The following is a 20352-nucleotide window of genomic DNA, read 5'->3' as shown; positions in this document are numbered from 1 at the left end:
GTCAGACCCCCGCGAAATGACTGATCAGCTGGTAGCCGATGCCGTACAAGATGCCGCCTCCGAGGGCGCAGAGCATCATGACCACGCCGACTTTGCCCGCCCGGTGGTGATCGACCCATCGACCGCCGGCCCAGACCAGCACACCGACGAAAAATCCGACCAGCAGAGCCACCCCGGCTCCCCATTTGATGTTGCCGACCACACCGAGGATCTGATCGGCACCGGGAGGGGCTTCCGGTCCCGGATTGGGGATCTGGGCCAGTATCGGCATCAGGGCCTCGAAGTGCTGAATCATGCTTGGGATTCCTTTCTGCTCCGGCGCGCGGTGGCACGCCGAGAGGACGCGGGAGCGCTGCCAGCGATGAGGTTCCAGCGGCCCAACAACGACATGACCGCTGTCCGCAGCTGTTTCGGAGTCGGTTCGTCGGTGACACCGGACAGCTCCGTCGTCGGGTCGTGCGGCACGAACACCGCCTCGTCGAGCAGTGCCGCCACACGCCGTCCGGCTCCACCGGGGATCCCCGCGGGCCATTTCTTGGCACCGGCGACCACCAGTTGTGCCGGTGGTGTGATCGCTCCCGTCGCGTTCCACGTCTCCAGCCGAGTCAGCACCTGTTCGGTGTGCAGCAGGCTCGGACGCGTGGCCCGGCACACCACGATCGGACGAACGGGCGGACTCCCCGTCCGCATCCACGCACCGGATCCGGCCAGCGGATGCGTGGCCATCCGCCAGGCGTCGTGGCCGATGTCGACGATGGTGGCGTCGATCGACCCGCTGGTGGGTTTGAAGAATCGGGGCGGCGGCACCATACCCGGTGTGAGCACCGGTAAGTCGGTTTCCACCCGTGCGAGCAGGATGTTGTCGTCGCGCTGGGATTGTCGGACGCGCACCGACTCGTGCGGACCGGGCAGCACCGGACCTTCCGCCGCCGCGGCCGTGGCCAACCCCGACCGGGGCGGTTCGGCGGTGTCGACCAACAACACCCGTTGCCGCAGACTGCTCAGAGCATCGGAGAGCACTGCCGCCACGACCGAGGCTCCCGCGCCGGGCGAACCCGACAGCACCGGAATCACTGCCTCGCCGAAACCGGACCAGTCCGCTGTCGCGTCGCTGAGCGGTGGCAGCCCTTGCCGTTGCACCGCGGCCGCACTCGTCGCGGTGGCCGATGTGACCCGTTGACCTGCCGCAGCACCCTGACTAGCCGTGGTGAGCTCTCCGGCTTCCACCGCAGCGACCACATCGGCTGTGGGCAGGTCCTGCCAACTTCGGCAAGCCAGCCCCGTCAACGTCCGGTCGCAGTGCTCAAGCTCGCCAGCAGCTTCGGAATCGCGATCGACCCGCTCGGTGGTCATGAAGTCGTCACCTCAACAGTGCACAAGATCAAATTCGGACCGAGTAGCAACTTCGTAGAAATAAAAACGAACTCGAAACAGAAGAACACGAAGACAGCAGAAAAGGCCGTCACTCACTAAAGTGTTCACCCGTCAGCAAACGGGACACTATGTCTTCGACAGGGTCGCTCTCGCAGTTCTTGCTGTTCAGGTTTTCGTCGATCAGCTCTTGCCGGTCGGCGGAACACACTCCGCCCCATATCCCCCAGCACATCTCGGTGTTCAGCTCGTGAGTGACTCCGAGAGTCAGGCACTCGGTCCGCACCGGACAGTCGGAGCAGGCTTCACGCGCCTGCCTGCGCTGGATAGCACGGGCCGATGGCCCCCGTGGCTGCTCTCGGAACCACGCATCGGCATTGTCCGTCGAGACGCAGGTTCCGTATTGACCGACCAGTTTCATGAGATCACGCAACGACATAATCTCCGAATGAACTCCACAGAAAACAGATCGCACCCCACATGAGCCCAGAAAAACGGAACTCTCGGGGAAACATCACAGCAAACAAAGCAGCACCAAGCGATGCCGAATAGCACCGATCAAGAAAACATCATCTTGACCAGGAGCGTCCTGACCTCACAATCAGAAAAATACCGAAATTCCTCCGCAACGACACGCACCTTCCCTGATTTTTCGAACACAGGAACGATCCAGAGGTGCGGTTGTTCGCTCTTTTCTCCTCTCATCGAGCAGAGCGTTGATTGTTCCTACGCCGTGTTCGACCGACCTGGTGATCGAAACACCTTCTGTTGACGGGTCTCCGACGAACCGGACAGCAGTCAGCCCTGACTGTCCACTGCTGTATTTCTGCTCCCAGGGAAGCACCGCTCCGGACGGGCCATATCGTCGAGAGCTCTTGTCCGGTATCCTTGACAGTGCAACCTTGAGAGTAGGAACCCTCGACAGGGTTGTCAAGTTTAGTCGACAGTTGATATTGCTGGTCAGGCTTTTACGACACCCTCGCGAGAGGTGGTGAGAACAGTGACCGAGCCCGGGGCAAACGCGGCGGGGGATACGTTCGCCACCAGACTGAGCCGACTTTTCAGCAGCGTAAAGCGTGACGACGGCACCTCGTACGGCAAACCGGAGGTGGCCGAGTTCATCGGAGTGTCGCGAGGGTACCTCTACGACCTACTGAAGGGTAAGAACGAGCCGAGCCACTCCGTCGTGGTCAAACTCGCGGACTTCTTCGGCGTCGAACTGGAGTACTTCGCCGACACCGAACGCGGCCGTGACCTCAACCAGCAGTATGACCTGTTGGCGAAGCTGGGCGAGCAGAACGCACGCCACATCGCGGCTCGTGCCAGCCAGCTCTCACCGGAGCAGCTTCGCAGCGTGATGGAGTTCATCGACTTCCAAGCTGGCCGCTCCTCAAAGGACCACCCTTCCGAGTGAACCTCATTTCGCTGACGTGGGGCTTCTCGTTGTTTTATGGTGAGGCCATCCTTGGTCTAGACAACTGAACACGTATTCAAGGTCCTTTCGATGGCCATGCCGCGTTACTGGTCATGCTGGGTGCGGCAGGGAAGTAGGGGACGGTGCGAGCACGTCAGGGAATGGTCACGGTCGACGAGGCGGAGCTCTATTACGAGATCCGCGGTAACGGCACTCCGCTGCTGATCATTCAAGGGGGTTTGAGCGAAGCGGGCACCACGGAGCAGCTCGCCAACGAGTTGGCCGCGCACCACCAAGTGATCTCCTATGATCGTCGTGGTCTGTCGCGCAGTTCCCTTCCGGACGGACAGGCGAAGACACCGGTCACGATGGCGACCCATGCCGATGACGCGGCAGCGTTGCTGAATGCGGTGACGGAGCAGCCCGCCCACGTCGTCGGCCCCAGTATCGGCGCGGTCATCGGGCTGTCCCTGGCACTGCGACATCCCGAACGCGTGGCGAGGCTGGTCGCTCACGAGCCGCCGATGCTGTCGCTGGTTCGGGACCCGGTTCAGGAGTCCGGGCTGGACGAGGTCGCCGCACTCGCCGAGCGGGACGTGCACGCCGCGATTCGGCACTTCGTCACGTTCAGCGGTAACGAACCGCCCGTCTGGGAAGAGGGAGCCCAAGCGGGGGATCAGGTCGGTGACACCGCGGCGAACCTGCGGTGGTTCTTCGCCCACGATTTCCCCGCCGTCCGGCACGCTCACCTCGATCTCGCGCAATTGTCCTGTTCCTCGGTACCGATCGTCCCCACGGGTGGTGATCACGGCCGCGAACGGTGGGAATACCGCTGCGCCGAACAGCTGGCCCATCACCTCACTCACCGACTCGTCGAACTCCCGGGTGGGCACAACGGTCTGGTCAGTCATCCCCGGGCCAGTGCGGCCGCGCTCCGGACACTGTTCACGGAGGTCGGGACATGACCGACGAAGCTCGTGGATGGCGCAACGATCTCCACCTGCGACGCGGAGTCCGTCGTCTTCTCCGCGAACTCCGTCTGGACGCACCGCTGGATGTCCCCCTGCTGTGTGACCGGCTGGCTCAGCGCAGACATCGCCCCATCAGACTGGTGCCCTATCCCCTGCCCGTTCCCGGGGTGTTCGGGCTGTGGATCGGCACGGCCGATACCGACTACATCCTCTATCAGCGCGACACCACCCCCGCCCATCAAGAACACATCATCCTGCACGAAATCGGCCACATCCTCTCCGAGCACGGCAGCGACAACAGCGATGCCGACGTGTGGAACCACCTGTTCCCCGACATTCCGCCCGAAATGATCCGCCGCGCACTACGCCGGGACGACTACGGGCCCGCTGCCGAGCGGGAAGCCGAAATGGTGGCCACCGTGATCAAGGAATGGGCGAGCCTGCTCGACCATCTCCAGTTTCCCCAGGGCAGGCGCGATCGGTTGAGCAACGCGTTCGACGACCACCAAGGGTGGCTGTGATGCTCGGGCCCAACCTGCTCATGTGGACCGCGGCCGTGATCGCCGCAGTATGGAAAACCTCCCAGCTGATCCGCCTCCCGAACGATCGGGGCTTGCGGGTGGTCACCCTGTGCACGGTCCTGGTCGCTGTGGCCCTGTCGGCCCAGCTGGCCGTCAGCATTCCCGGCCTGGCGGGGATCTTTCCCAGCCACTCACCGAAACTGCTGCAGAACGTGCTGCTGACGTTCTTCTTCGCGCTGCTGATCGTGCTGCTGCGTTCCAACCTGGCCCCCACCACTGCCACCCGACAGGGCTACGGAGAGATCGCGCTAGCGGTCCTGACCAGCACCGGACTGATCCTCGCCTTCGCCACCACCGCCCAACAGTGGCGCGGAACCAGCTACCCCGAAGCCGGTCAGTACCCCGGGGTGCTGGCCTTCTACCTCATCGGCAACCTCTACCTCAGCTACGCCACCGCCCGCGGCGCCTGGCTATGCCGAGCCTCGGCGAGGCAGACCTACTCCGGTGCCCGTCAGAGCCTGACCGTGGCCGCCCTCGGACTCACCGCATGCCTGCTGGGAACACACCTGCCCCGCGTGCTGTCCACCACCGGCCGACTACTGCTGGGCACCGACCCCGTCCCCGCAACAGCACACTGGACACCACCCCTGCTGGCCCTCGGGATCAGCGTCTTCTTCCTCGGCATCGGCTACCCCGGCATACGCACCGGCATCACCACAACCCGACTGTGGATCACCATGCGCCGCCAGCACCGGCAACTCCGCCCCCTCTGGGCAGCACTGCACCAGCACTTCCCCACCATCGCCCTATTCACCCCACCCCCACCACACCGCGAAGCCTGGCAACTCCGCCACATGCGACTGCGCTACTACCGCCGCATCATCGAATGCCGCGACGGACTCGTCTGCCTCAGCCCCTACCTACCCGAACCCATCCACCCCGACCACACCCCCGCACACCAAGCACAACTCATCCACACCGCACTCACCAACACCACCCCCACCCACACCACCCCGCCCTCGATCATCGCCGCACCAGCCACCACCGACACCCACGCCGACACCCACCAACTCCTCGCCCTCGCCCACGAATACGCCCAACTGACCAACCCCCACACCACCAACACAACAACCCCGTAAAACGAGCACTGCGCGAATCGCTACAGTCCACCGACACGACGGCGGTCGACGGTAGGATCCTTTGTCGTGACACGGTGGCGGTTTTCGAGGGCGCGTATAACGCTCTCGGTGGTTTTAGGAATCATCGCTCTGATCATCGGCACCACCCTTGCTCAAGGGCTGGATACGGGGAACAATCTCGCTGGCATCGTTGGTGGACTCTCCGGCGCCCTCGCACCGGTATTGCCGCTCATATCACTGAGCAAATCGAGCTCGGATGCACACGATCTGGATGATCGGCTCGCAACAGCGGTGTGGAACGAATGGGCGCAGGCCATCGAGGAGCGGAAGCTGCTGCATCCGCAGCCGCTGCCGGTGCGGTGGCGTCGTTCGCAGCACCCCGTAGCCGGCCCGGTCTCCGCTGCTACAGGCAGCACGTCCACCGGAGCCCGATTCGATCCGCTGCCCGGATTGGAATCTGTGGACCATACACAGCTAGAGGAAGGGGACGCGACTTCCCTACACACCGTGTACGGAGGTTTGGGATCGGGCCGGCTGCTGTTACTCGGCCCGGCCGGATCTGGAAAGAGTGCAGCAGCGATTCTGCTTCTTCAGGATGCGCTACGCTTTCGCTATCAAGCCTCTGTGGAGGCTCGGGAACGGGTGCCCGTTCCGGTGATGTTCACGTTGCACGGCTGGGATCCCACGATCGCTGTCATCGACTGGTTGGCCGACAAACTCGTCGAGAGCTACCCGATATTCCGCAACCACGATCATGCCACTGATATGTTGTCCACTGGCCGGGTGGCCGTATTGCTCGACGGGCTCGACGAAATGCCCGAACACACACGTTCCAACGCACTCACGGCCCTGGCCGGTGTCCCGTTTCGATTAGTCATTACCAGCCGTATTGACGAAGCACTGACCACCGCTGAAACAACGATCCTGGCCGGAGCCGTAGCCCTCGAGCTACAGCCCATCCCTCCAGACAGCGCCGCCCACTACCTCCTGGCAGACCGTCCAGCCCCACCTCCGACTGCCTGGCAGAATCTTGCCGAGCACCTCACCGCGGATGACTCGGACAGTGCTGTCCACCAAGCACTGGCCAACCCGTTGACGCTGAGTCTGCTCCGCGATGTCTACAACCCCGCCGACCCTGTCGACAAGCTCCTCGACACCACCCGTTTCCCCACCGCCACCGACATCGGCAACCACCTGCTCGATCACACGATTGACGCCGCCTACACACCCCGTCCGGGACAGCCACAACCTCCCTACACGATCAAGACCGCTCGCAACGCTCTGGTATACCTCGCCACCCGAATGACCGCAGCGGAAACCCACGACTTCGCCTGGTGGAATTTTCCCGTCGTAATCAGTAACAATCCCATAATCACATCACCCATGCAGCCTCAACGATTGAGACTGGAACCCCGCAGACTCGCAGTCGGGCTCGCGTTTGGCCTCATGGGCGGGCTGGCAGGCGGAGGCATTATCGGGCTTGTGCTCCTGCTCATATTCGGGATCACAGACGGATTCGTGACCGGAGTCGTAGCCGGACTCGTGGACGGACTAGCCCTCGGACTCGCACACGGGCTCGGAATCGGGCCTACGGCTGAGCTGTGTCGGTCACATTTGGTTGATCACGATTTCAGAAGCCCCTCCATACTGTGGAGACAAGACCGGAACAGCATAATCACATTAGCAATCTTAATCGGCCCAGGAACAGGAATCGCAACTGGAACCATAACAACACTTACTTTCGGATTCGCAATCGGAATTATTTTTGGGATTTCATACGGACTGTTTTCCATACTCATTACATTATTGTCCAGTCCCTTTGTGATTGTAAAATTATCTTACATTAGACTCTCGAACAAAAACAGCATTCCTCGCAACATGATCAGATTTCTCGAAGACGCCCGCGCACGGAGGCTGATCCGGACAGTGGGCCCCCTCTACCAATTCAGCCATACCGCTCTCCAGGAGAGACTCGCTTCTGAAAGAATCCGCTCAGCGGAACCATGATCAGACTCCTACGAAGACAATAGGGTTCCCACCTGTGCTGGAGAAACATATCGCTCCTGAGCAAGTTAGGAGGAGAGTCAATAACGAAACGTGCCTTGTGGGCAGCCACTGTCCTATAGCTCGCAGCGAGCTCGTAGGGGCTTGTGTTCTGCTCGAATCCGCCCGGATACGCATGCAGGGAAACGACGAGACCGGCCGGATCGCCCCTTGAGGGCGGAGTAAGTTGCCGGAGCCTCGTGGGCCGGTCGGTTCCACGGTTCGTGACTTGTCCGGTTCTCGGAGGGGCCTGCGCTGCGGAGTACGGCGTTCGTAGTGTGCTGTCCAGAGTCTTCATCAACTGTGCGACGCGGTTCTTCCCCGCGGGAGCACGGGGGTAGCGACGAAGAACGTCGATCAACACGGGCGTGGTGCGCTGACGCGCCCGCCGGATCACCGCCTCCGCCACCGCGGGATCGTCACCGGCGCGCAGCTCGGCAGCTCGGACCGCGTGCGCGCTCGCACGCAGGACGTGGCCGAGCTGGCTCGCCCGCGCGAGCGGATGCAGATAAGCCGCCGCGGCCGCATCCCCCGCGGCACGACCGGCGTTGCAGACGTCTGCTCAGCGGCGGCTCCCGCCGCGCGGTGCGCCTCCAGAGCGGCAACGCGCTGCCACGTCGACCACACAGCACCACCGGCGAAAGCCCGCGCGGCCTCCACAGCAGCACGCGGCCGCCCATCCCCGGGACAGACCTCCTCGAAGACCGCGAGAACGTCGCGCACACTGTCGAGCGCGTAACGCGCCACCACCCCAACTCCCCCACGGTCAACGCGACATCACCCGAAGCGCTCGACACGCACTCCAAGCCCGTCCCCGGCGGACAGGAGGGCCTGCCCACCATCCGCGATGACGAGCAGACCCTCACGCGTACCGATACCCGGAACACCGGTCGGTGTGTCCTGGAAAGGACCGGCGGACTCTAGCCCGCCGGGACCAGGGGGTGTTCCTCTCCGGTCAAAGCGGCCAGGGCTGCGGCGATTTCGGGCAGCCCCGCGCGGACGTAGGTGGCCGTGGCCCCGTCCTGGCCCGCGTGGTCGGTGTGGCCGGCGTAGGCCCGGGCCACCGCGTAGCCGAAGTGGCGCTCCACCCACGTCAACGTGGTGTGCCGCAGCCAGTGGGTGCTGACCTGCTGGGTGGCCACCCACGACAGGTGCTGTCCGAGCCGGTGCCACAGGTGGTCATACCGGCGATGCGTCAACGGTGACCGATTCCGGTAGCGCAACACCCTCCCGTCACCGGAGGCATGCGCACCCCGCTGATCAGCATGCTCCCGCAAATGCCGCATCAACGTCGGCGAAACCGGCTGCCACCGCATCGCATCATTCTTCTCCCGCAGCAGCACCACACACTGATCCGCATCCAGATCAGCCACCCTCAACGCCAACGCACCACCCCGACGGCAGGCCGTCTCGGTGTGCAACCGCACCAACAACGCATCCAACGCCGGATCATTACCCGTCGAGGCGGCCACCCGGTTCAGCTCCGCCACCGGCTGCTCCCCCAACCCGCGCCGCGTACTCGGCAACCGACGCGGCATCGCCACCCGCCGGGCCGGATCCTGCGACTCCGACAGGATCCCGTCGGCCACCGCGTGCCGGTACACACACCGCAACGCCGCGATACAGTGCTCCACCGCGCTGCGCCCACCCCGGGCGTTGCGCCGCAGCACCCGCTGGGCCCGCACCTGCTCAGCCAAGTGCTTGATCTCCGACGCGGTGGGCTCGTCCAACCGCCGAGAACCCCAGAACTCGAGTACCCGTTTCCAGTACGAGCCATACACCCGCCTGGTCCCCGCCGACACCGCCTGCTGCACCACCGGCACATACTCGGCAAACGTCGGCACCACGCAGGACTCCGCCGCGGACCCCACCAGATCCTCCGGCGCCACCCCCATCCGCGCCAACACCAACCGAGCCGCCTCCAGCTCCGACGGAGCGGGACCAGCGTTGCCGGAGTGTTCCACTCGATCACTCATCGAGGCTCACCCCCAGCACGGCCGCGTGCCGCTCGGCCAACGCCGCCTCCACCACCACCGGCGGGTGCACCAGCAACACCCCCCGCTGCGGCGATCCCGCCAGCAGCACACGATCCCCCGCGCTGATCCCGCAGCGCGAACGCGCCCGCGCCGGAACCACCACATACCCCGGCCCGGAAAGCCCGTAGAGCCCGTCCGGGTGGGCCCGCAGCAGCACCGAGCCCGCGAGCACACCGAGCTCGCACCGCTGAGCACGCCCCCAGCCCAGCGCGGCCACCACCGCACGGTCACCGACCCGGCCCGAGGCATCCACCCGGCCCATGCCGAACACCCACGACGACACCCCGGCAGACTCCGGCACCTCCGCCAGCGGAAACGCACGCGGCCACACCCCATCAGCCACCGAACTCCGGGCGGAATCACCACGCCCAGCACCGGGAACCACCGCGGACACGACCGACTCACCCACGCCGACCACCACCCCGGCGGCCACAGCACGGCCCACGCACAGCCAGCGCGTCAAGACATGAGAAAAAGCGGCACCCATGGTGCCGCGCCAACAAACCTTCGAACCTCGCACATCGGGGAAATTTCCCCGGACAGGGTGTCGGAGGGGGGACTTGAACCCCCACGACCATTAATAGGTCACTAGCACCTCAAGCTAGCGCGTCTACCGTTTCCGCCACTCCGACGTGCAGCCCCGGGCCGCTCAATGCCGCCCTCACTGCGTTGTGACACCACAATAACTGATCGGTCCGACCCCCCGTTAACTCCCCCCCTTCTTTGCCGTAAAGATGATAGAAAGACCAGGTGAGCGCACATGTTGATCCTGAAAAAGACGGCTCGGAGACCACCGACCCGGGCCTGCGGCGCGCCGAGGACGAGGTCGTCGATCTCGCCGGCGAACTGATCCGCTTCGACACGACCAACACCGGCGACCCCGCCACGCTGAGCCCGGAACGTCCCGCGGCCGAGTACGTAGCCGAGAAACTGGGCGAAGCGGGCTTCGAAACCACCTACGTGGAGTCCGGCGACACCCCCGGACGCGGCAACGTGATCGCCCGGCTCCCCGGAGCCGACCGGCAACGTGGCGGGCTGCTGGTGCACGGTCACCTCGACGTGGTCCCGGCCGACCCCACCGAGTGGTCCGTGCACCCCTTCTCCGGGGCGGTCCAGGACGACTACCTCTGGGGCCGCGGCGCGGTGGACATGAAGGACATGGTCGCCATGAGCCTGGCCACCGCACGCCGACTCAAACGCGACGGCATCACCCCGCAGCGCGACCTGGTGTTCGCCTTCCTCGCGGACGAGGAGGCCGGAGGACTGCAGGGGGCCCAGTGGCTGGTCGACCACCGTCCCGAGCTGTTCGAGGGCTGCACCGAGGCCATCAGCGAGGTCGGCGGCTACTCGGTCACCCTCGGCGACGGCGTGCGCGCCTACCTGATCCAGACTGCCGAGAAGGGTATTCGCTGGCTCAAGCTGCGGGTCCGCGCCCGCGCCGGGCACGGTTCGATGGTGCACGAGGACAACGCGGTCACCCAGCTCGCCGAGGCCGTGGCCCGGCTCGGCAGGCACCGCTTCCCCATCGTGATCAACGACAGCGTGCGGGAGTTCCTCGACGGGGTGACCGAGCTGACCGGGTGGGAATTCCCCGCCGACGACCTCGACGGATCGATCGCCAAGCTCGGCAATCTCTCCCGCATCATCGGCGCCACCGTGCGCGACATCGCCAACCCCACGATGTTCAACGCGGGTTACAAGGCCAACGTCATCCCCTCGGTGGCCGAGGCCTCTGTGGACTGCCGCGTCCTGCCCGGACGCGAGGACGCCTTCGACCGGGAGCTCGCCGAGATCCTCGGTCCCGATGTGGAACGCGAGTGGGTCGGGCTGCCACCGGTGGAAACCCGCTTCGAGGGACAACTGGTCGAGTCGATGAGCAATTCCCTGCTCACCCAGGACCCAGCTGCCCACACCCTGCCGTACATGATGTCCGGCGGCACCGACGCCAAATCCTTCAGCAGGCTGGGAATGAACTGCTTCGGATTCGCCCCGCTGCGCCTTCCCCCCGAACTGGACTTCTCCGCTCTGTTCCACGGCGTGGACGAGCGGGTGCCGCTGGACGGTCTGCGTTTCGGCACCAGGGTGCTGGACCACTTCCTCCGAACGGCCTGAATCGGCGGTACGGACCGGTCGCACGGCGCCGCTCCCCGCGGCGCCGTGCCGTTCCGGCACCGGCAGCCCAAGTGTGATCGACTCGTGGAACGAGTCCCCTACTTCTGGGAGGTGGTCCCGGATGCGCGCGGACACCGAAACCGCCGAGGGCGAGCGGACACTGCCCCACTGGATAGCGACCTATCTGGAGCACCTGCAAGCCAGGAAACTGGCCGAGAACTCGCTGCGCTCCTACCGCCGCGACCTGGACTCGATCGCGGGCGAGCTTGCCGAGGTCACCGGTCACGACACGGCCGAACTACCCCTGTCCGGGGTGACGGCGCAGTCACTGCGCTCGGCCTTCGCCCGCCACGCGGCCACCCGTTCGGCCTCCTCGGTCACCCGCGCCTGGTCGAGCTGGAACGGCTTCTTCCGCTTCCTCGTGATCGAGGGTGCCACCTCGGGCAATCCGATGCCGGTGGTCCCCAAGCCCCGCACCAAGGACACCACCCCGAAGCCGCTGGACGGCGAGGAAACCCCCGAACGGCTGCTGCGGCTGATCGCCCAGGGAGCGCGCAAGGCCCGCGACCCGTGGCCGGAACGGGATCTGGCCGTGCTGGCCACACTGCTGTGCACGGGGCTGCGCTCGGCGGAACTGCTCGATCTGACCGTGTCCGATCTGGCCGGACGGCGCGGTGAACGCAGGTTGCACGTGCGCGGCAAAGGCGGCACCAACAGGTCGATACCGGTGGACGAATCGCTCGAGAAGGTGCTCGACGACTACCTGGAGACCAGGGGTCAGCGGTTCGGACAACGTCTCCCCGGAGCCGAGCCCCTGTTCGTCAACCACCGCGGCGAGGCACTGCGGCGGGGCGGGTTGCAGTACCTGGTGCAGCAGTCCCTGCGTGCCGCCGGGGTTTCCGACCGCGTCCGGCGTGGCGCGATGGTGCACGCGTTGCGGCACACCTTCGCCACCCGACTCGCCGAGGACGGTGCCAACGCGACCGAGATAGCGAAGCTTCTCGGACACGCTTCGATCAACTCCAGTCAGTCCTACATCGACGTCACCGCTCGTGAACAGCGCCTTTCGGTACGGGCCAACCGCACGCACCGGGTACTGGGGGAGCTCAGCTCACGCGAACGCACCGAGTGAGGGGCGTTCACCCGCCCCAGCGGCTTGGCTCCGCGACCAACGCCGAGACGACTCCGTCGAAATCGGCGATCAGCAGTGTCTCCCCCAGTACGTCGTGTCGGTTGCGCTCCAGCACCGACCCCCCGAGGTCGTTCACCCGTTCCGCGGCCCCGTCGAGCTCTCCGACGTTGAAGTAGCACAACCACCCGACGTTGCCGTCGGACTCGCGGGGAACCGTCCGCGCGGCGATCGCCGAGTCCCGCACCGTGTAAGTGGCTTTCGGGTCGTCCTCGCGCACCGACCAGGTCAGTGACTCGCTCCAGAACCGATCCGCCGATTCGGCCAGTGCCGTGTGCAGTTCTATCCAGCACGGTTCACCGCGACGGGGCCGGGGCGCCCAGGGGCCGTGCTGCGCACGGCCTTTGACCATGCTGGCGAACGTGTCCTCCGGGCCGGTGAGTTCACCGTTCTCGGGGGCCCCGGCGAAGACGAGGTGCCACTGCGGGAGGTGCGAAGAGTGGCCGGGGCGAACTCTGGCACATCTGCGTTCGCCGACCCAGCAGTCGAGTCCTTCCTCGGAGCGCAGAACCGTCCAGTCCAGCAACTTCCGGTAGAAGTGGGTGGTCGCGTCGGGATCGGGAGTACGTAGCTCGGCGCGGCGCAGGCCGTAAACCGCTGAGTTTGGAGGCAACTTCGTAACTTTCTGGCCGGACCTGGAGCGACCGGACGTCTCCTGCCCGCGCGGGCAGCACGTTGATCACTCTTTCGGGGGTAAATTCGGCGTATTATCCTGGCTTGTCTCGTGAATCACAACAATACTCCACTCGGGTGCAGGTTCAGGACCTTCCAGGGGATCAACGGATACGTTCCAGATCACGCGCGCTGTCGAGCAGCTGCTGGGCCAACCCGTGCACCTCGTGCTGCTGGGCCCCTTCCCGCGCCGCGGTGGCAATGTCCTCGGCCGCGCACCGCAGCTGAAAGAGTCGATCCTGCAGATCGTCCAGCTCCTCCGCCGACAGCACGACCGCGTCCTCGGGAAGTCCACCGCGCTGAACCGCGGCCCGACGCTCGTAGGCCCGCTGCCTGCAGGACTGCGCGCAGTACATCCGCGGGCGTCCGACGCTGCCCGCTCCCGGTATCCGACGACCGCACCACGAGCAGTGCCGAGGTGTCCGGCCGCGGGTGCCGAGCGATTCGAGGTCTGACGTTGTCTCCACGCTGCACCACGCTAGTCCGAAACAGGCTCATTTGCGGGCAGCCACGCCGAAAAAATCCCCGTGTCGTTCGGATTCCGCGCACGAACCGGCCCGATTCCGCTCCCGGCCACCGGACGATAGGGGCTTCGCCGCCGCGGAGGCCGGGGCGCTCCGGTTCCCACCCCCGTGCCCGCACACGCGTTCCACGCGAGACATTGGAGCGGTGTTCGGCTCCTTCCCACCGCTGTCCCGGAACCACCCCTTTCTGCGGGGCCCGCATCCACGTGCTTTCGCCCACAGGGGTTGGCACATCGACGACCTCGCGGGCATGGAGAACTCCCTCAGCGCCTTCCGGCGCGCTTGCGCGGAGGGATACCGGTACCTGGAAACCGATGTTCACTCCACTTCGGATGAACACGCCGTGGTGCACCACGACGCGGACCTCGGACGAACCACCGACAGCGCGGGGAGCATAAGCGAACAGCGCTGGTCGCGGGTTCGTTCCGCGCTGATCGCCGGACGAGAGCCGGTGTGCTCGCTGGACCAGCTCCTCGAGGAACTGCCACAGGCGCTGATCAACGTCGACGTCAAGGCCGATTCGGCCGTGGTGCCGACACTGCGCGCGGTCCGCCGGCACAACGCGTGGCACCGGGTCTGTCTGGCCGGTTTCGACGACAGACGTCTGAGGATGTTGCGGCGCAACGGGGAGTTCAGGCTGTTGACCTCGATGGGGCCGGAATCGGTGGCCTGCGTGTGGGCGGGCTCGCACCCGGCCGCGCGTCCCGTGACGGCCCTCGCGCGGTCCGTTCTGGTAAGTGGTGCGGCCGCTCAGGTTCCCCGCACGCACAGTGGCCTTCCCGTGGTCACTCCCCGGTTCGTGGAACTGGCGCACCGCTGGGGCGCCGAAGTGCACGTGTGGACGGTGGACGACTCCGCGGAGATGGCGGAACTGCTGGACCTCGGTGTGGACGGTTTGCTGACGGACCGCCCGGACGTGTTGCGCGAACTGCTGCGCACCAGAGGACAGTGGCACGAGCGTGCGACCTCCCACGCCGGCCCCCCGGTTCCCACGGGCGGGAACGCGGATCGCTGAGTGCTCGCACGCGGGACCGGTTCCCCCGTCCGCCTCCCCGGAGCGGAGCCCCGTCGCACCGCGCGGGGGAGCGGTTTTGAGTGAAACTACGCATTGCTCCGTCCAGCGGTGGCCGAGAAAGGTGCTCGGCGTAATCGACACAGCCGCTCACACCAGGACGGGAGCGCATGACTGCCAACCGTGCGGAAGCCGCACCCGAAACAGCTCGGCGCAGCGAGCACCTCGGTTGGTGTTGGTACGACTGGGCCAACTCGGTGTTTCCCACATCGATCACCACGGTGTTCCTGTCGCTGTACCTGACCGATGTGGCCGCCGAGGCCGCCGAGGCCGCCGAGGCCCGCAACGGGGCCGACGCGTGCCCCGGGGGCGACGCCCTCCGGCGCTGCGCCGTCGAGTTCCTCGGCTGGAGCTTTCCGGCCGGTTCGCTCTGGGGGTACCTGCTGTCGCTGGCCGCCGTGATCCAGGTGCTGGTGCTGCCGTTGACCGGGGCCCTCGTCGACCGCACGGGCAACAAGCGGAGGATGCTCGCGGTCTTCGCGTTCGGCGGCGCGACGGCCACCGCTCTGCTCGCGCTGACGAGCGGGCAGAGCTGGCGCCTCGGTGCGGGACTGTTCGTGCTGGCCAATGTCTGTTTCGGCGCTTCGGTGGTGGTGTACTACTCACTGCTGCCGGAGATCGCCACCGCCGACGAGCGGGACGCCCTGTCCGCGCGTGGCTGGGCCTTCGGCTACCTGGGCGGCGGAGTCGCCCTGGCCGGCCACCTCGTGCTCTACACCGGGCACGAGACGCTGGGCATCGGCCAGGAGACTGCGGTTCGGTTGGTGTTCGTCTCCTGCGGGCTGTGGTGGGCGGTTTTCACGCTGCTACCGCTGGCGAAACTGCGTGATCGCGCTCCCGCCTCCGGAGCGACGGGGCGCGCGACGCTGGGCTCCGGGTTCCGCCAACTGGCGGCGACCCTGCGCCAGGCGCGGCGGTTACCGCTCACCCTGGCCTTTCTCGGTGCTTACATGATCTTCACCGACGGGATCAGTACGGTGTTCAAGGTCTCGGCCCAGTACGGCAGCATCGAGCTGGGGCTGAGTCAGGACGTGCTGATCACGACGATCCTGGTCGTCCAGTTCATCGCCTTTCTCGGCGGCGTGCTGCACGGCCGGGTGGCGGCCGGGATCGGCGCCAAGAGAACGATCATGATCAGCCTGTCGATCTGGGTGGTGGTGTTGATCGCGGCCTTTTTCACCCGCGAGGGCGAGCCAGGGCAGTTCTACGGAGTCGCGGCGGGGATCGGTCTGGTCCTCGGAGGCACCAACGCGCTGTCCAGATCCCTGTTCAGTCAGATGATCCCGCGCGGCAAGGAGGCCGAGTACTTCTCCCTGTACCAGGTGGGCGAGCGGTCGACCTCGTGGCTCGGCCCGCTCGTCTTCGCGGCCGTGGGGCAGGCCACGGGGTCCTTCCGGCTGGCGATCATCTCCCTGATCGGTTTTTTCGTCCTCGGTCTGGCGCTGGTCTCTCCGATCCCGGTGGGCCGTGCGATCCGCCAGGCGGGCAACGAGCCCCCCGAAGTGCTGTGAGTGCGAGCACCGGCTCGGATCCCGCTCGGCCCCGGTCGGCGGGAATGTCGGCGCGGTGCAGCGACGTTGACGGGTCTGAGTGGGCAACGCCGGGTTCGCCCCGGCCCCACCGCCGTGGGAACCTGTACTGCTCACTCGGAACGGTGTTCTCGAGTTTGCTCCGTACGTCGCGGAGCCGGTGACTGCTCCATGTCGGTGACACTGGCCCCCGGTAAGCCGTGCTGTGGCATATTCCAGTACCTTCCGTTACCACCGAAGTGGAAACCGGCATGAACACGAAGAGTGAAGTCAGACTCGTTCGCCACTACGACGGAGGACGTGATATCGGTCCCATTCACACGTGTGGCCACATATGTATTTGGCCTCGGTGACGGGTGCTCTGGCACTATCACCCGTTCGGACGCACCTGTGGGTTACAAGAGTGAGAACGCGTCACGAACGTTCCGCCTGTGCATCTCACGGGTAAGTCAACGCTGTTGACGAGTGAATGCCGTCACCGACGGCAACCAGAAGCCCCGAACCGGGAACAGACGACGCGTCCCCCGTCGTTGCACTCGGTGAGCAAAGCCGCCCGGAAAACCCGGGCCGAAGCGAAAGGAACCGTCATGGCCGACCGCGTTCTGCGTGGCAGCCGGCTCGGAGCGGTTAGCTACGAGACGGACCGTAACCACGACCTCGCACCGCGCCGGACGGTGCGCTATGCCTGCTCCAAGGACCACGAGTTCGAGGTGCCCTTCTCCGACGACGCCGAGGTCCCGTCGACCTGGGAATGCCGTCTGCACGGCACCGAGTCGAAAATCATCGACGGCAGCCAGCCGGAGCAGAAGAAAGCCAAACCGCCGCGCACCCACTGGGACATGCTGCTGGAACGCCGCAGCGTTCCCGAGCTCGAAGAGCTGCTCAACGAGCGGCTGGAGGAGCTGCGTTCCCGCCGCAGCCGGTCCGGCGACAGCTCGAACTGACAGCTCGCACGCACTCGGGCGCCCGGACTCCCTCCGCGAGTCGGGCGCCCGAAACGTTCACCGGCCCCTCAGCCACGCCCACGGGCGAGGGAACGCATCCGGGCACGAAGTGAGTTCACCCTTCTGCGCACCCCCCACTTGGTGACCCGCAGCAGCGCCTCCCGGACTATGGAGCCGCTCATCTTGGACTCGCCGCTCTCCCGTTCCACGAACGTGATCGGGACTTCGACGATCGAGCTGCCCGCCTCCACGGCACGCATGGCCAAGTCCACCTGGAAGCAGTAACCCTGCGAGGCCACCGCGTGGGTGTTCACGCTGCGTAACACCTCGCTGCGATACACCCGGAACCCACCCGTCAGATCGTTGATCGGCACTCCGAGCGCCCACTTGGAGTAGATGTTGCCCCCGCGGGAGAGCAACGAGCGGTACCACGGCCAGTTCACCACGCTGCCGCCCGCGACGTAACGGGATCCGAGCACCGCGCCCGCCCCCCGGGAGCGCAGCGCCTCCAGCAACGCGGGCAGCTGCTCCGGGGCGTGCGAACCGTCCGCGTCCATTTCCACGATCACCTGGTAGCCCCGTTCCAGGGCCCAGTCGAATCCCGCGACGTAGGCAGCGCCCAACCCCGCCTTCACGGTGCGGTGCAGTACGTGCACCCGCTCGTCGGCGGCGAGCTCCTCGGCGAGCTCACCGGTTCCGTCCGGGCTGTTGTCGTCGACGATCAGCACGTGCACGTAGGGCACGGCATCGTTGAGACGACCTACGATCGGTCGCAGGTTGTCCCGTTCGTTGAAGGTCGGAACAACCACCAACGTGCGCGGGTGCTCTCCGGAAACCATCGGTTCCCGCGGCTCAGCCATCCCTGTCTCCTCGCCTGCTCACCGCCGCTCCGGCGCCGCTGTTGCCGCTCCCGGACGCGCGCCCTTCGTTCACGATCGCCAACGTGGGGATTCACCCGCCTCGTCTCGCACGGCGTCCGCGCAGCGTGCTCAGCACCATCGCGAGCACCCCCAGAGCGGCGACTGCCCACGTGACGTACTCCCCGATGCTCGTGGCCGGGGTCGTCGAGGAACGCAGGGGGACCTCGTCGACGATCGTGTCCGCCGTGAACAGATCCGTCCGCCGCGCCACGCTCCCGTCCGGCCGCACCACCGCGCTGACCCCGCTCGTGGCTGCGACGAGCATCGAACGCCCGTGCTCGACGGCACGCAGTCGCGACATCGCCAGCTGCTGGTAACTCATCTCCGAACGCCCGTACCAGGCGTTGTTGGTCGGCACCGCGAACAGGTTGGCCCCGGACCGCGCCGCCCCGCGGAAGACGTCGTCGTAGGCGACGTCGTAGCAGATCCCGACACCGAGCCGCGCGGGCCCCGCGCTCAGCACGCCCGGATCGTCCCCGGCGACCATGTCCCGATCGAAGCGCCGCACGAAGGGGCTCACCGCTCCGGCCACCGAGCGCAGGGGGATCTTCTCGGCGAAGGGAACCAGATGCTGCTTGACGTACTCCTCGCTCGCTCCTTCACCAGGCCCCCAACGCACGATGCGGTTGCTGAGCCTGCCGGCCGAGTCCGTGGCGAGGCCACCGACGATCACGGGGACGCCCAGCCTTTCCACGACGTCGCGCAGTGCCGGGTCCCGCCGCTCGGCCCCCCACGAGCCGACCTGCTCCGGCAACACCACGAAATCCGGGCGTGCGACCCTTCCGGCCTCCACGTCGGCGACGAGCTCGCGCGCGGCCCGGACGTGGTTGGCGTACAACTGCCGGTCCCGATAGAGCAGGTCCAGGCCGACGTTGGGGGCGTTGCCCTGTACGACCGCCACCCGGGCCGTACCCGATTCGGCCGCCGTTCCCAGCGTGGGAGTGACCGCCAGCCCCAGCACCACCGGCAGCAGGGTCCCCGCGACGGGGACGGCCAGCCCGCGCAGCGGTCCCGCGCGCTCCGCTCCACCGGCGGAGTTCCGCCCGGCGCGCACCAGGCGCGTCAGCCCGCGCACCAGCTCTGCCAGTGCCGTGCCGGTCAGTGCCACGCCGAACCCGACCAGAGCCGTCCCCCCGATCGAGGCCAACGGCAACAGCGCCCCGCCGGTCTGGGTGAATGCCAGCCGTCCCCAGGGAAAGCCCCCGAACGGCAGCGCGGAACGCAGCAGCTCCGCCGCGACGAAGACGGCCGATTGCCACACCGGCGCCAGCGGCAGCCTTCCGGCGCGCGCCATTCCCGCCCCGGCGAGTCCGAGGAAGAGCGCCTCCACCAGCCCCACGCCCAGCCAGGGCCACGGACCGAACTGGCCGCCCAGGAAGTCCAGCAGCCACCCGAGCAGCGGCAGCATGTAGGCCAGGCCGAGCACGAAACCGTATCCGAAACCGGCCCGTCCGCGCCGTCCACGCACGACGAGGGTGAACACCGCCAGAGCCACCGGCGCCAGCCACCACAGGTCGCGCGGGGGGCTCGCCCAGTACAGCAGCCCGCCCGCCGAGGCGGCCAGCAACGAACGCGCGAGCATCGCGTACCGCCCCCGGTCTCCGCCGAACCGGGACAAACGCTTCCACGCGCCGGGACGCTCCCGGTTTTCCGGGTTCACCCTGGAGGTAACCAACGATCAACCTTCGTCACTGGGGATTCCTTACAGCAAGACCCGCTCGGTGCTCGGACACCGAGTCACTCACTCCGCGTGGACCGAGCACTCCGGCCACGACGAACCGTTCTGCAAGGCACCGACGAGCGGTCGGCCACCTCGAACGACGGCGCACGCCGCGAAACCGCCCCGACCGGCCGGAGCCGGAGCGGGCCACCCCGTCCCGGAGGTCCCCGCACGC

General features: G+C 66.4%; 20 protein-coding genes and 1 tRNA gene. 10 read left to right on the top strand and 11 right to left on the bottom strand.

Features of this window, described 5'->3' with window-relative positions; genetic code table 11:
- Position 1: 1 nt before the first annotated feature.
- From FHR84_RS02270 to FHR84_RS23445, 3 genes are all read right to left on the bottom strand, one after another.
- Complete coding sequence (locus FHR84_RS02270; protein ID WP_179533731.1) at positions 2-295, bottom strand: hypothetical protein; 294 nt, start codon at positions 293-295, stop codon at positions 2-4.
- A complete protein-coding gene (locus tag FHR84_RS02265) occupies positions 292-1353 on the bottom strand; it encodes a hypothetical protein (RefSeq protein WP_179533730.1) in 1062 nt (353 codons plus the stop codon). The genes FHR84_RS02270 and FHR84_RS02265 overlap by 4 nt, the downstream gene beginning before the upstream one ends.
- Before the next feature lie 109 nt (positions 1354-1462).
- A complete protein-coding gene (locus tag FHR84_RS23445; protein ID WP_179533729.1) occupies positions 1463-1792 on the bottom strand; it encodes a WhiB family transcriptional regulator in 330 nt (109 codons plus the stop codon).
- Positions 1793-2371: 579 nt separating this feature from the next.
- Between FHR84_RS23445 and FHR84_RS02255 the strand changes: the two genes are divergently transcribed.
- The 5 genes from FHR84_RS02255 to FHR84_RS02235 all read left to right on the top strand — a co-directional run bounded on the left by FHR84_RS02255 (position 2372) and on the right by FHR84_RS02235 (position 7423).
- Complete coding sequence (locus FHR84_RS02255) at positions 2372-2785, top strand: helix-turn-helix domain-containing protein (RefSeq protein WP_179533728.1); 414 nt, start codon at positions 2372-2374, stop codon at positions 2783-2785.
- Between the two features lie 143 nt (positions 2786-2928).
- Complete coding sequence (locus FHR84_RS02250; protein ID WP_343075131.1) at positions 2929-3750, top strand: alpha/beta fold hydrolase; 822 nt, start codon at positions 2929-2931, stop codon at positions 3748-3750.
- Positions 3747-4277 carry a hypothetical protein gene (locus FHR84_RS02245; RefSeq protein ID WP_179533727.1) on the top strand — a complete coding sequence of 177 codons (531 nt, stop codon included), beginning with the start codon at positions 3747-3749 and terminating at the stop codon, positions 4275-4277. Before FHR84_RS02250 ends, FHR84_RS02245 begins: the two co-directional genes overlap by 4 nt.
- On the top strand, positions 4277-5416 hold the full coding sequence (locus tag FHR84_RS02240; RefSeq protein WP_218861867.1) for an MAB_1171c family putative transporter: 1140 nt from the start codon (positions 4277-4279) through the stop codon (positions 5414-5416). The genes FHR84_RS02245 and FHR84_RS02240 overlap by 1 nt, the downstream gene beginning before the upstream one ends.
- 108 nt (positions 5417-5524) lie before the next feature.
- Complete coding sequence (locus FHR84_RS02235) at positions 5525-7423, top strand: NACHT domain-containing protein (RefSeq protein WP_343075130.1); 1899 nt, start codon at positions 5525-5527, stop codon at positions 7421-7423.
- 429 nt (positions 7424-7852) lie between these two features.
- On the opposite strand, the gene FHR84_RS23075 is transcribed toward FHR84_RS02235, so the two are convergent.
- The 4 genes from FHR84_RS23075 to FHR84_RS02220 form a co-directional block, all read right to left on the bottom strand.
- A complete protein-coding gene (locus FHR84_RS23075) occupies positions 7853-8182 on the bottom strand; it encodes a putative immunity protein (RefSeq protein ID WP_343075158.1) in 330 nt (109 codons plus the stop codon).
- A gap of 197 nt (positions 8183-8379) precedes the next feature.
- Entirely contained in the window at positions 8380-9435 is a 1056-nt protein-coding gene (locus tag FHR84_RS02230; RefSeq protein WP_179533725.1) for a tyrosine-type recombinase/integrase, read from the bottom strand.
- Positions 9428-9958, bottom strand: coding sequence for a hypothetical protein (locus FHR84_RS02225; RefSeq protein WP_179533351.1), 531 nt, complete (start codon positions 9956-9958; stop codon positions 9428-9430). Before FHR84_RS02225 ends, FHR84_RS02230 begins: the two co-directional genes overlap by 8 nt.
- A gap of 82 nt (positions 9959-10040) precedes the next feature.
- Positions 10041-10127: transfer RNA gene (locus FHR84_RS02220), tRNA-Leu, on the bottom strand.
- Positions 10128-10245: 118 nt separating this feature from the next.
- Here FHR84_RS02220 and FHR84_RS02215 point away from each other — a divergent pair.
- Both FHR84_RS02215 and FHR84_RS02210 read left to right on the top strand, forming a co-directional pair.
- Positions 10246-11607, top strand: a complete 1362-nt coding sequence (locus tag FHR84_RS02215; protein ID WP_179533724.1) for a M20/M25/M40 family metallo-hydrolase — start codon at positions 10246-10248, stop codon at positions 11605-11607.
- A 121-nt stretch (positions 11608-11728) separates the two neighbouring features.
- Positions 11729-12739 carry a tyrosine-type recombinase/integrase gene (locus FHR84_RS02210; protein WP_179533723.1) on the top strand — a complete coding sequence of 337 codons (1011 nt, stop codon included), beginning with the start codon at positions 11729-11731 and terminating at the stop codon, positions 12737-12739.
- A 7-nt stretch (positions 12740-12746) separates the two neighbouring features.
- Here FHR84_RS02210 and FHR84_RS02205 read toward each other — a convergent pair whose 3' ends face one another.
- Together FHR84_RS02205 and FHR84_RS02200 are read right to left on the bottom strand one after the other, a co-directional pair.
- Positions 12747-13409 (bottom strand): VOC family protein, encoded by a 663-nt coding sequence (locus FHR84_RS02205; RefSeq protein WP_179533722.1) that lies wholly within the window; start codon positions 13407-13409, stop codon positions 12747-12749.
- Positions 13410-13572: 163 nt separating this feature from the next.
- A complete protein-coding gene (locus FHR84_RS02200) occupies positions 13573-13935 on the bottom strand; it encodes a hypothetical protein (RefSeq protein WP_179533721.1) in 363 nt (120 codons plus the stop codon).
- Between the two features lie 202 nt (positions 13936-14137).
- On the opposite strand from FHR84_RS02200, the gene FHR84_RS02195 reads away from it, so the two are divergent.
- The 3 genes from FHR84_RS02195 to FHR84_RS02185 all read left to right on the top strand — a co-directional run bounded on the left by FHR84_RS02195 (position 14138) and on the right by FHR84_RS02185 (position 17537).
- A complete protein-coding gene (locus FHR84_RS02195; RefSeq protein ID WP_179533720.1) occupies positions 14138-15007 on the top strand; it encodes a glycerophosphodiester phosphodiesterase family protein in 870 nt (289 codons plus the stop codon).
- A gap of 167 nt (positions 15008-15174) precedes the next feature.
- Positions 15175-16575: an MFS transporter gene (locus FHR84_RS02190; RefSeq protein ID WP_179533719.1), complete on the top strand. Its 1401-nt coding sequence runs from the start codon at positions 15175-15177 to the stop codon at positions 16573-16575.
- Positions 16576-17180: 605 nt separating this feature from the next.
- Positions 17181-17537 carry an RNA polymerase-binding protein RbpA gene (locus FHR84_RS02185; RefSeq protein ID WP_142077404.1) on the top strand — a complete coding sequence of 119 codons (357 nt, stop codon included), beginning with the start codon at positions 17181-17183 and terminating at the stop codon, positions 17535-17537.
- A 68-nt stretch (positions 17538-17605) separates the two neighbouring features.
- Here FHR84_RS02185 and FHR84_RS02180 read toward each other — a convergent pair whose 3' ends face one another.
- Both FHR84_RS02180 and lnt read right to left on the bottom strand, forming a co-directional pair.
- Positions 17606-18397 carry a polyprenol monophosphomannose synthase gene (locus FHR84_RS02180; protein WP_179533718.1) on the bottom strand — a complete coding sequence of 264 codons (792 nt, stop codon included), beginning with the start codon at positions 18395-18397 and terminating at the stop codon, positions 17606-17608.
- A 91-nt stretch (positions 18398-18488) separates the two neighbouring features.
- Positions 18489-20039, bottom strand: a complete 1551-nt coding sequence (gene lnt / locus FHR84_RS02175; RefSeq protein ID WP_425489852.1) for an apolipoprotein N-acyltransferase — start codon at positions 20037-20039, stop codon at positions 18489-18491.
- Between the last annotated feature and the right edge of the window lie 313 nt (positions 20040-20352).

This window comes from Actinopolyspora biskrensis, assembly GCF_013408175.1.
Classification (GTDB): Bacteria; Actinomycetota; Actinomycetes; order Mycobacteriales; family Pseudonocardiaceae; genus Actinopolyspora; species Actinopolyspora biskrensis.
Note: the sequence above shows the minus strand (reverse complement) of the source record. Positions and strands in the feature narration are given on the sequence as shown.

What these genes read in the sequence shown, in the direction of transcription:
- FHR84_RS02270 (WP_179533731.1), bottom strand. Translation starts at nt 295, where the DNA reads ATGATTCAGCACTTCGAGGCCCTGATGCCGATACTGGCCCAGATCCCC.
- FHR84_RS02265 (WP_179533730.1), bottom strand. Translation starts at nt 1,353, where the DNA reads ATGACCACCGAGCGGGTCGATCGCGATTCCGAAGCTGCTGGCGAGCTT.
- FHR84_RS23445 (WP_179533729.1), bottom strand. Translation starts at nt 1,792, where the DNA reads ATGAAACTGGTCGGTCAATACGGAACCTGCGTCTCGACGGACAATGCC.
- FHR84_RS02245 (WP_179533727.1), top strand. Translation starts at nt 3,747, where the DNA reads ATGACCGACGAAGCTCGTGGATGGCGCAACGATCTCCACCTGCGACGC.
- FHR84_RS02240 (WP_218861867.1), top strand. Translation starts at nt 4,277, where the DNA reads ATGCTCGGGCCCAACCTGCTCATGTGGACCGCGGCCGTGATCGCCGCA.
- FHR84_RS02230 (WP_179533725.1), bottom strand. Translation starts at nt 9,435, where the DNA reads ATGAGTGATCGAGTGGAACACTCCGGCAACGCTGGTCCCGCTCCGTCG.
- FHR84_RS02210 (WP_179533723.1), top strand. Translation starts at nt 11,729, where the DNA reads ATGCGCGCGGACACCGAAACCGCCGAGGGCGAGCGGACACTGCCCCAC.
- FHR84_RS02190 (WP_179533719.1), top strand. Translation starts at nt 15,175, where the DNA reads ATGACTGCCAACCGTGCGGAAGCCGCACCCGAAACAGCTCGGCGCAGC.
- FHR84_RS02185 (WP_142077404.1), top strand. Translation starts at nt 17,181, where the DNA reads ATGGCCGACCGCGTTCTGCGTGGCAGCCGGCTCGGAGCGGTTAGCTAC.
- FHR84_RS02180 (WP_179533718.1), bottom strand. Translation starts at nt 18,397, where the DNA reads ATGGCTGAGCCGCGGGAACCGATGGTTTCCGGAGAGCACCCGCGCACG.
- lnt (WP_425489852.1), bottom strand. Translation starts at nt 20,039, where the DNA reads ATGCTCGCGCGTTCGTTGCTGGCCGCCTCGGCGGGCGGGCTGCTGTAC.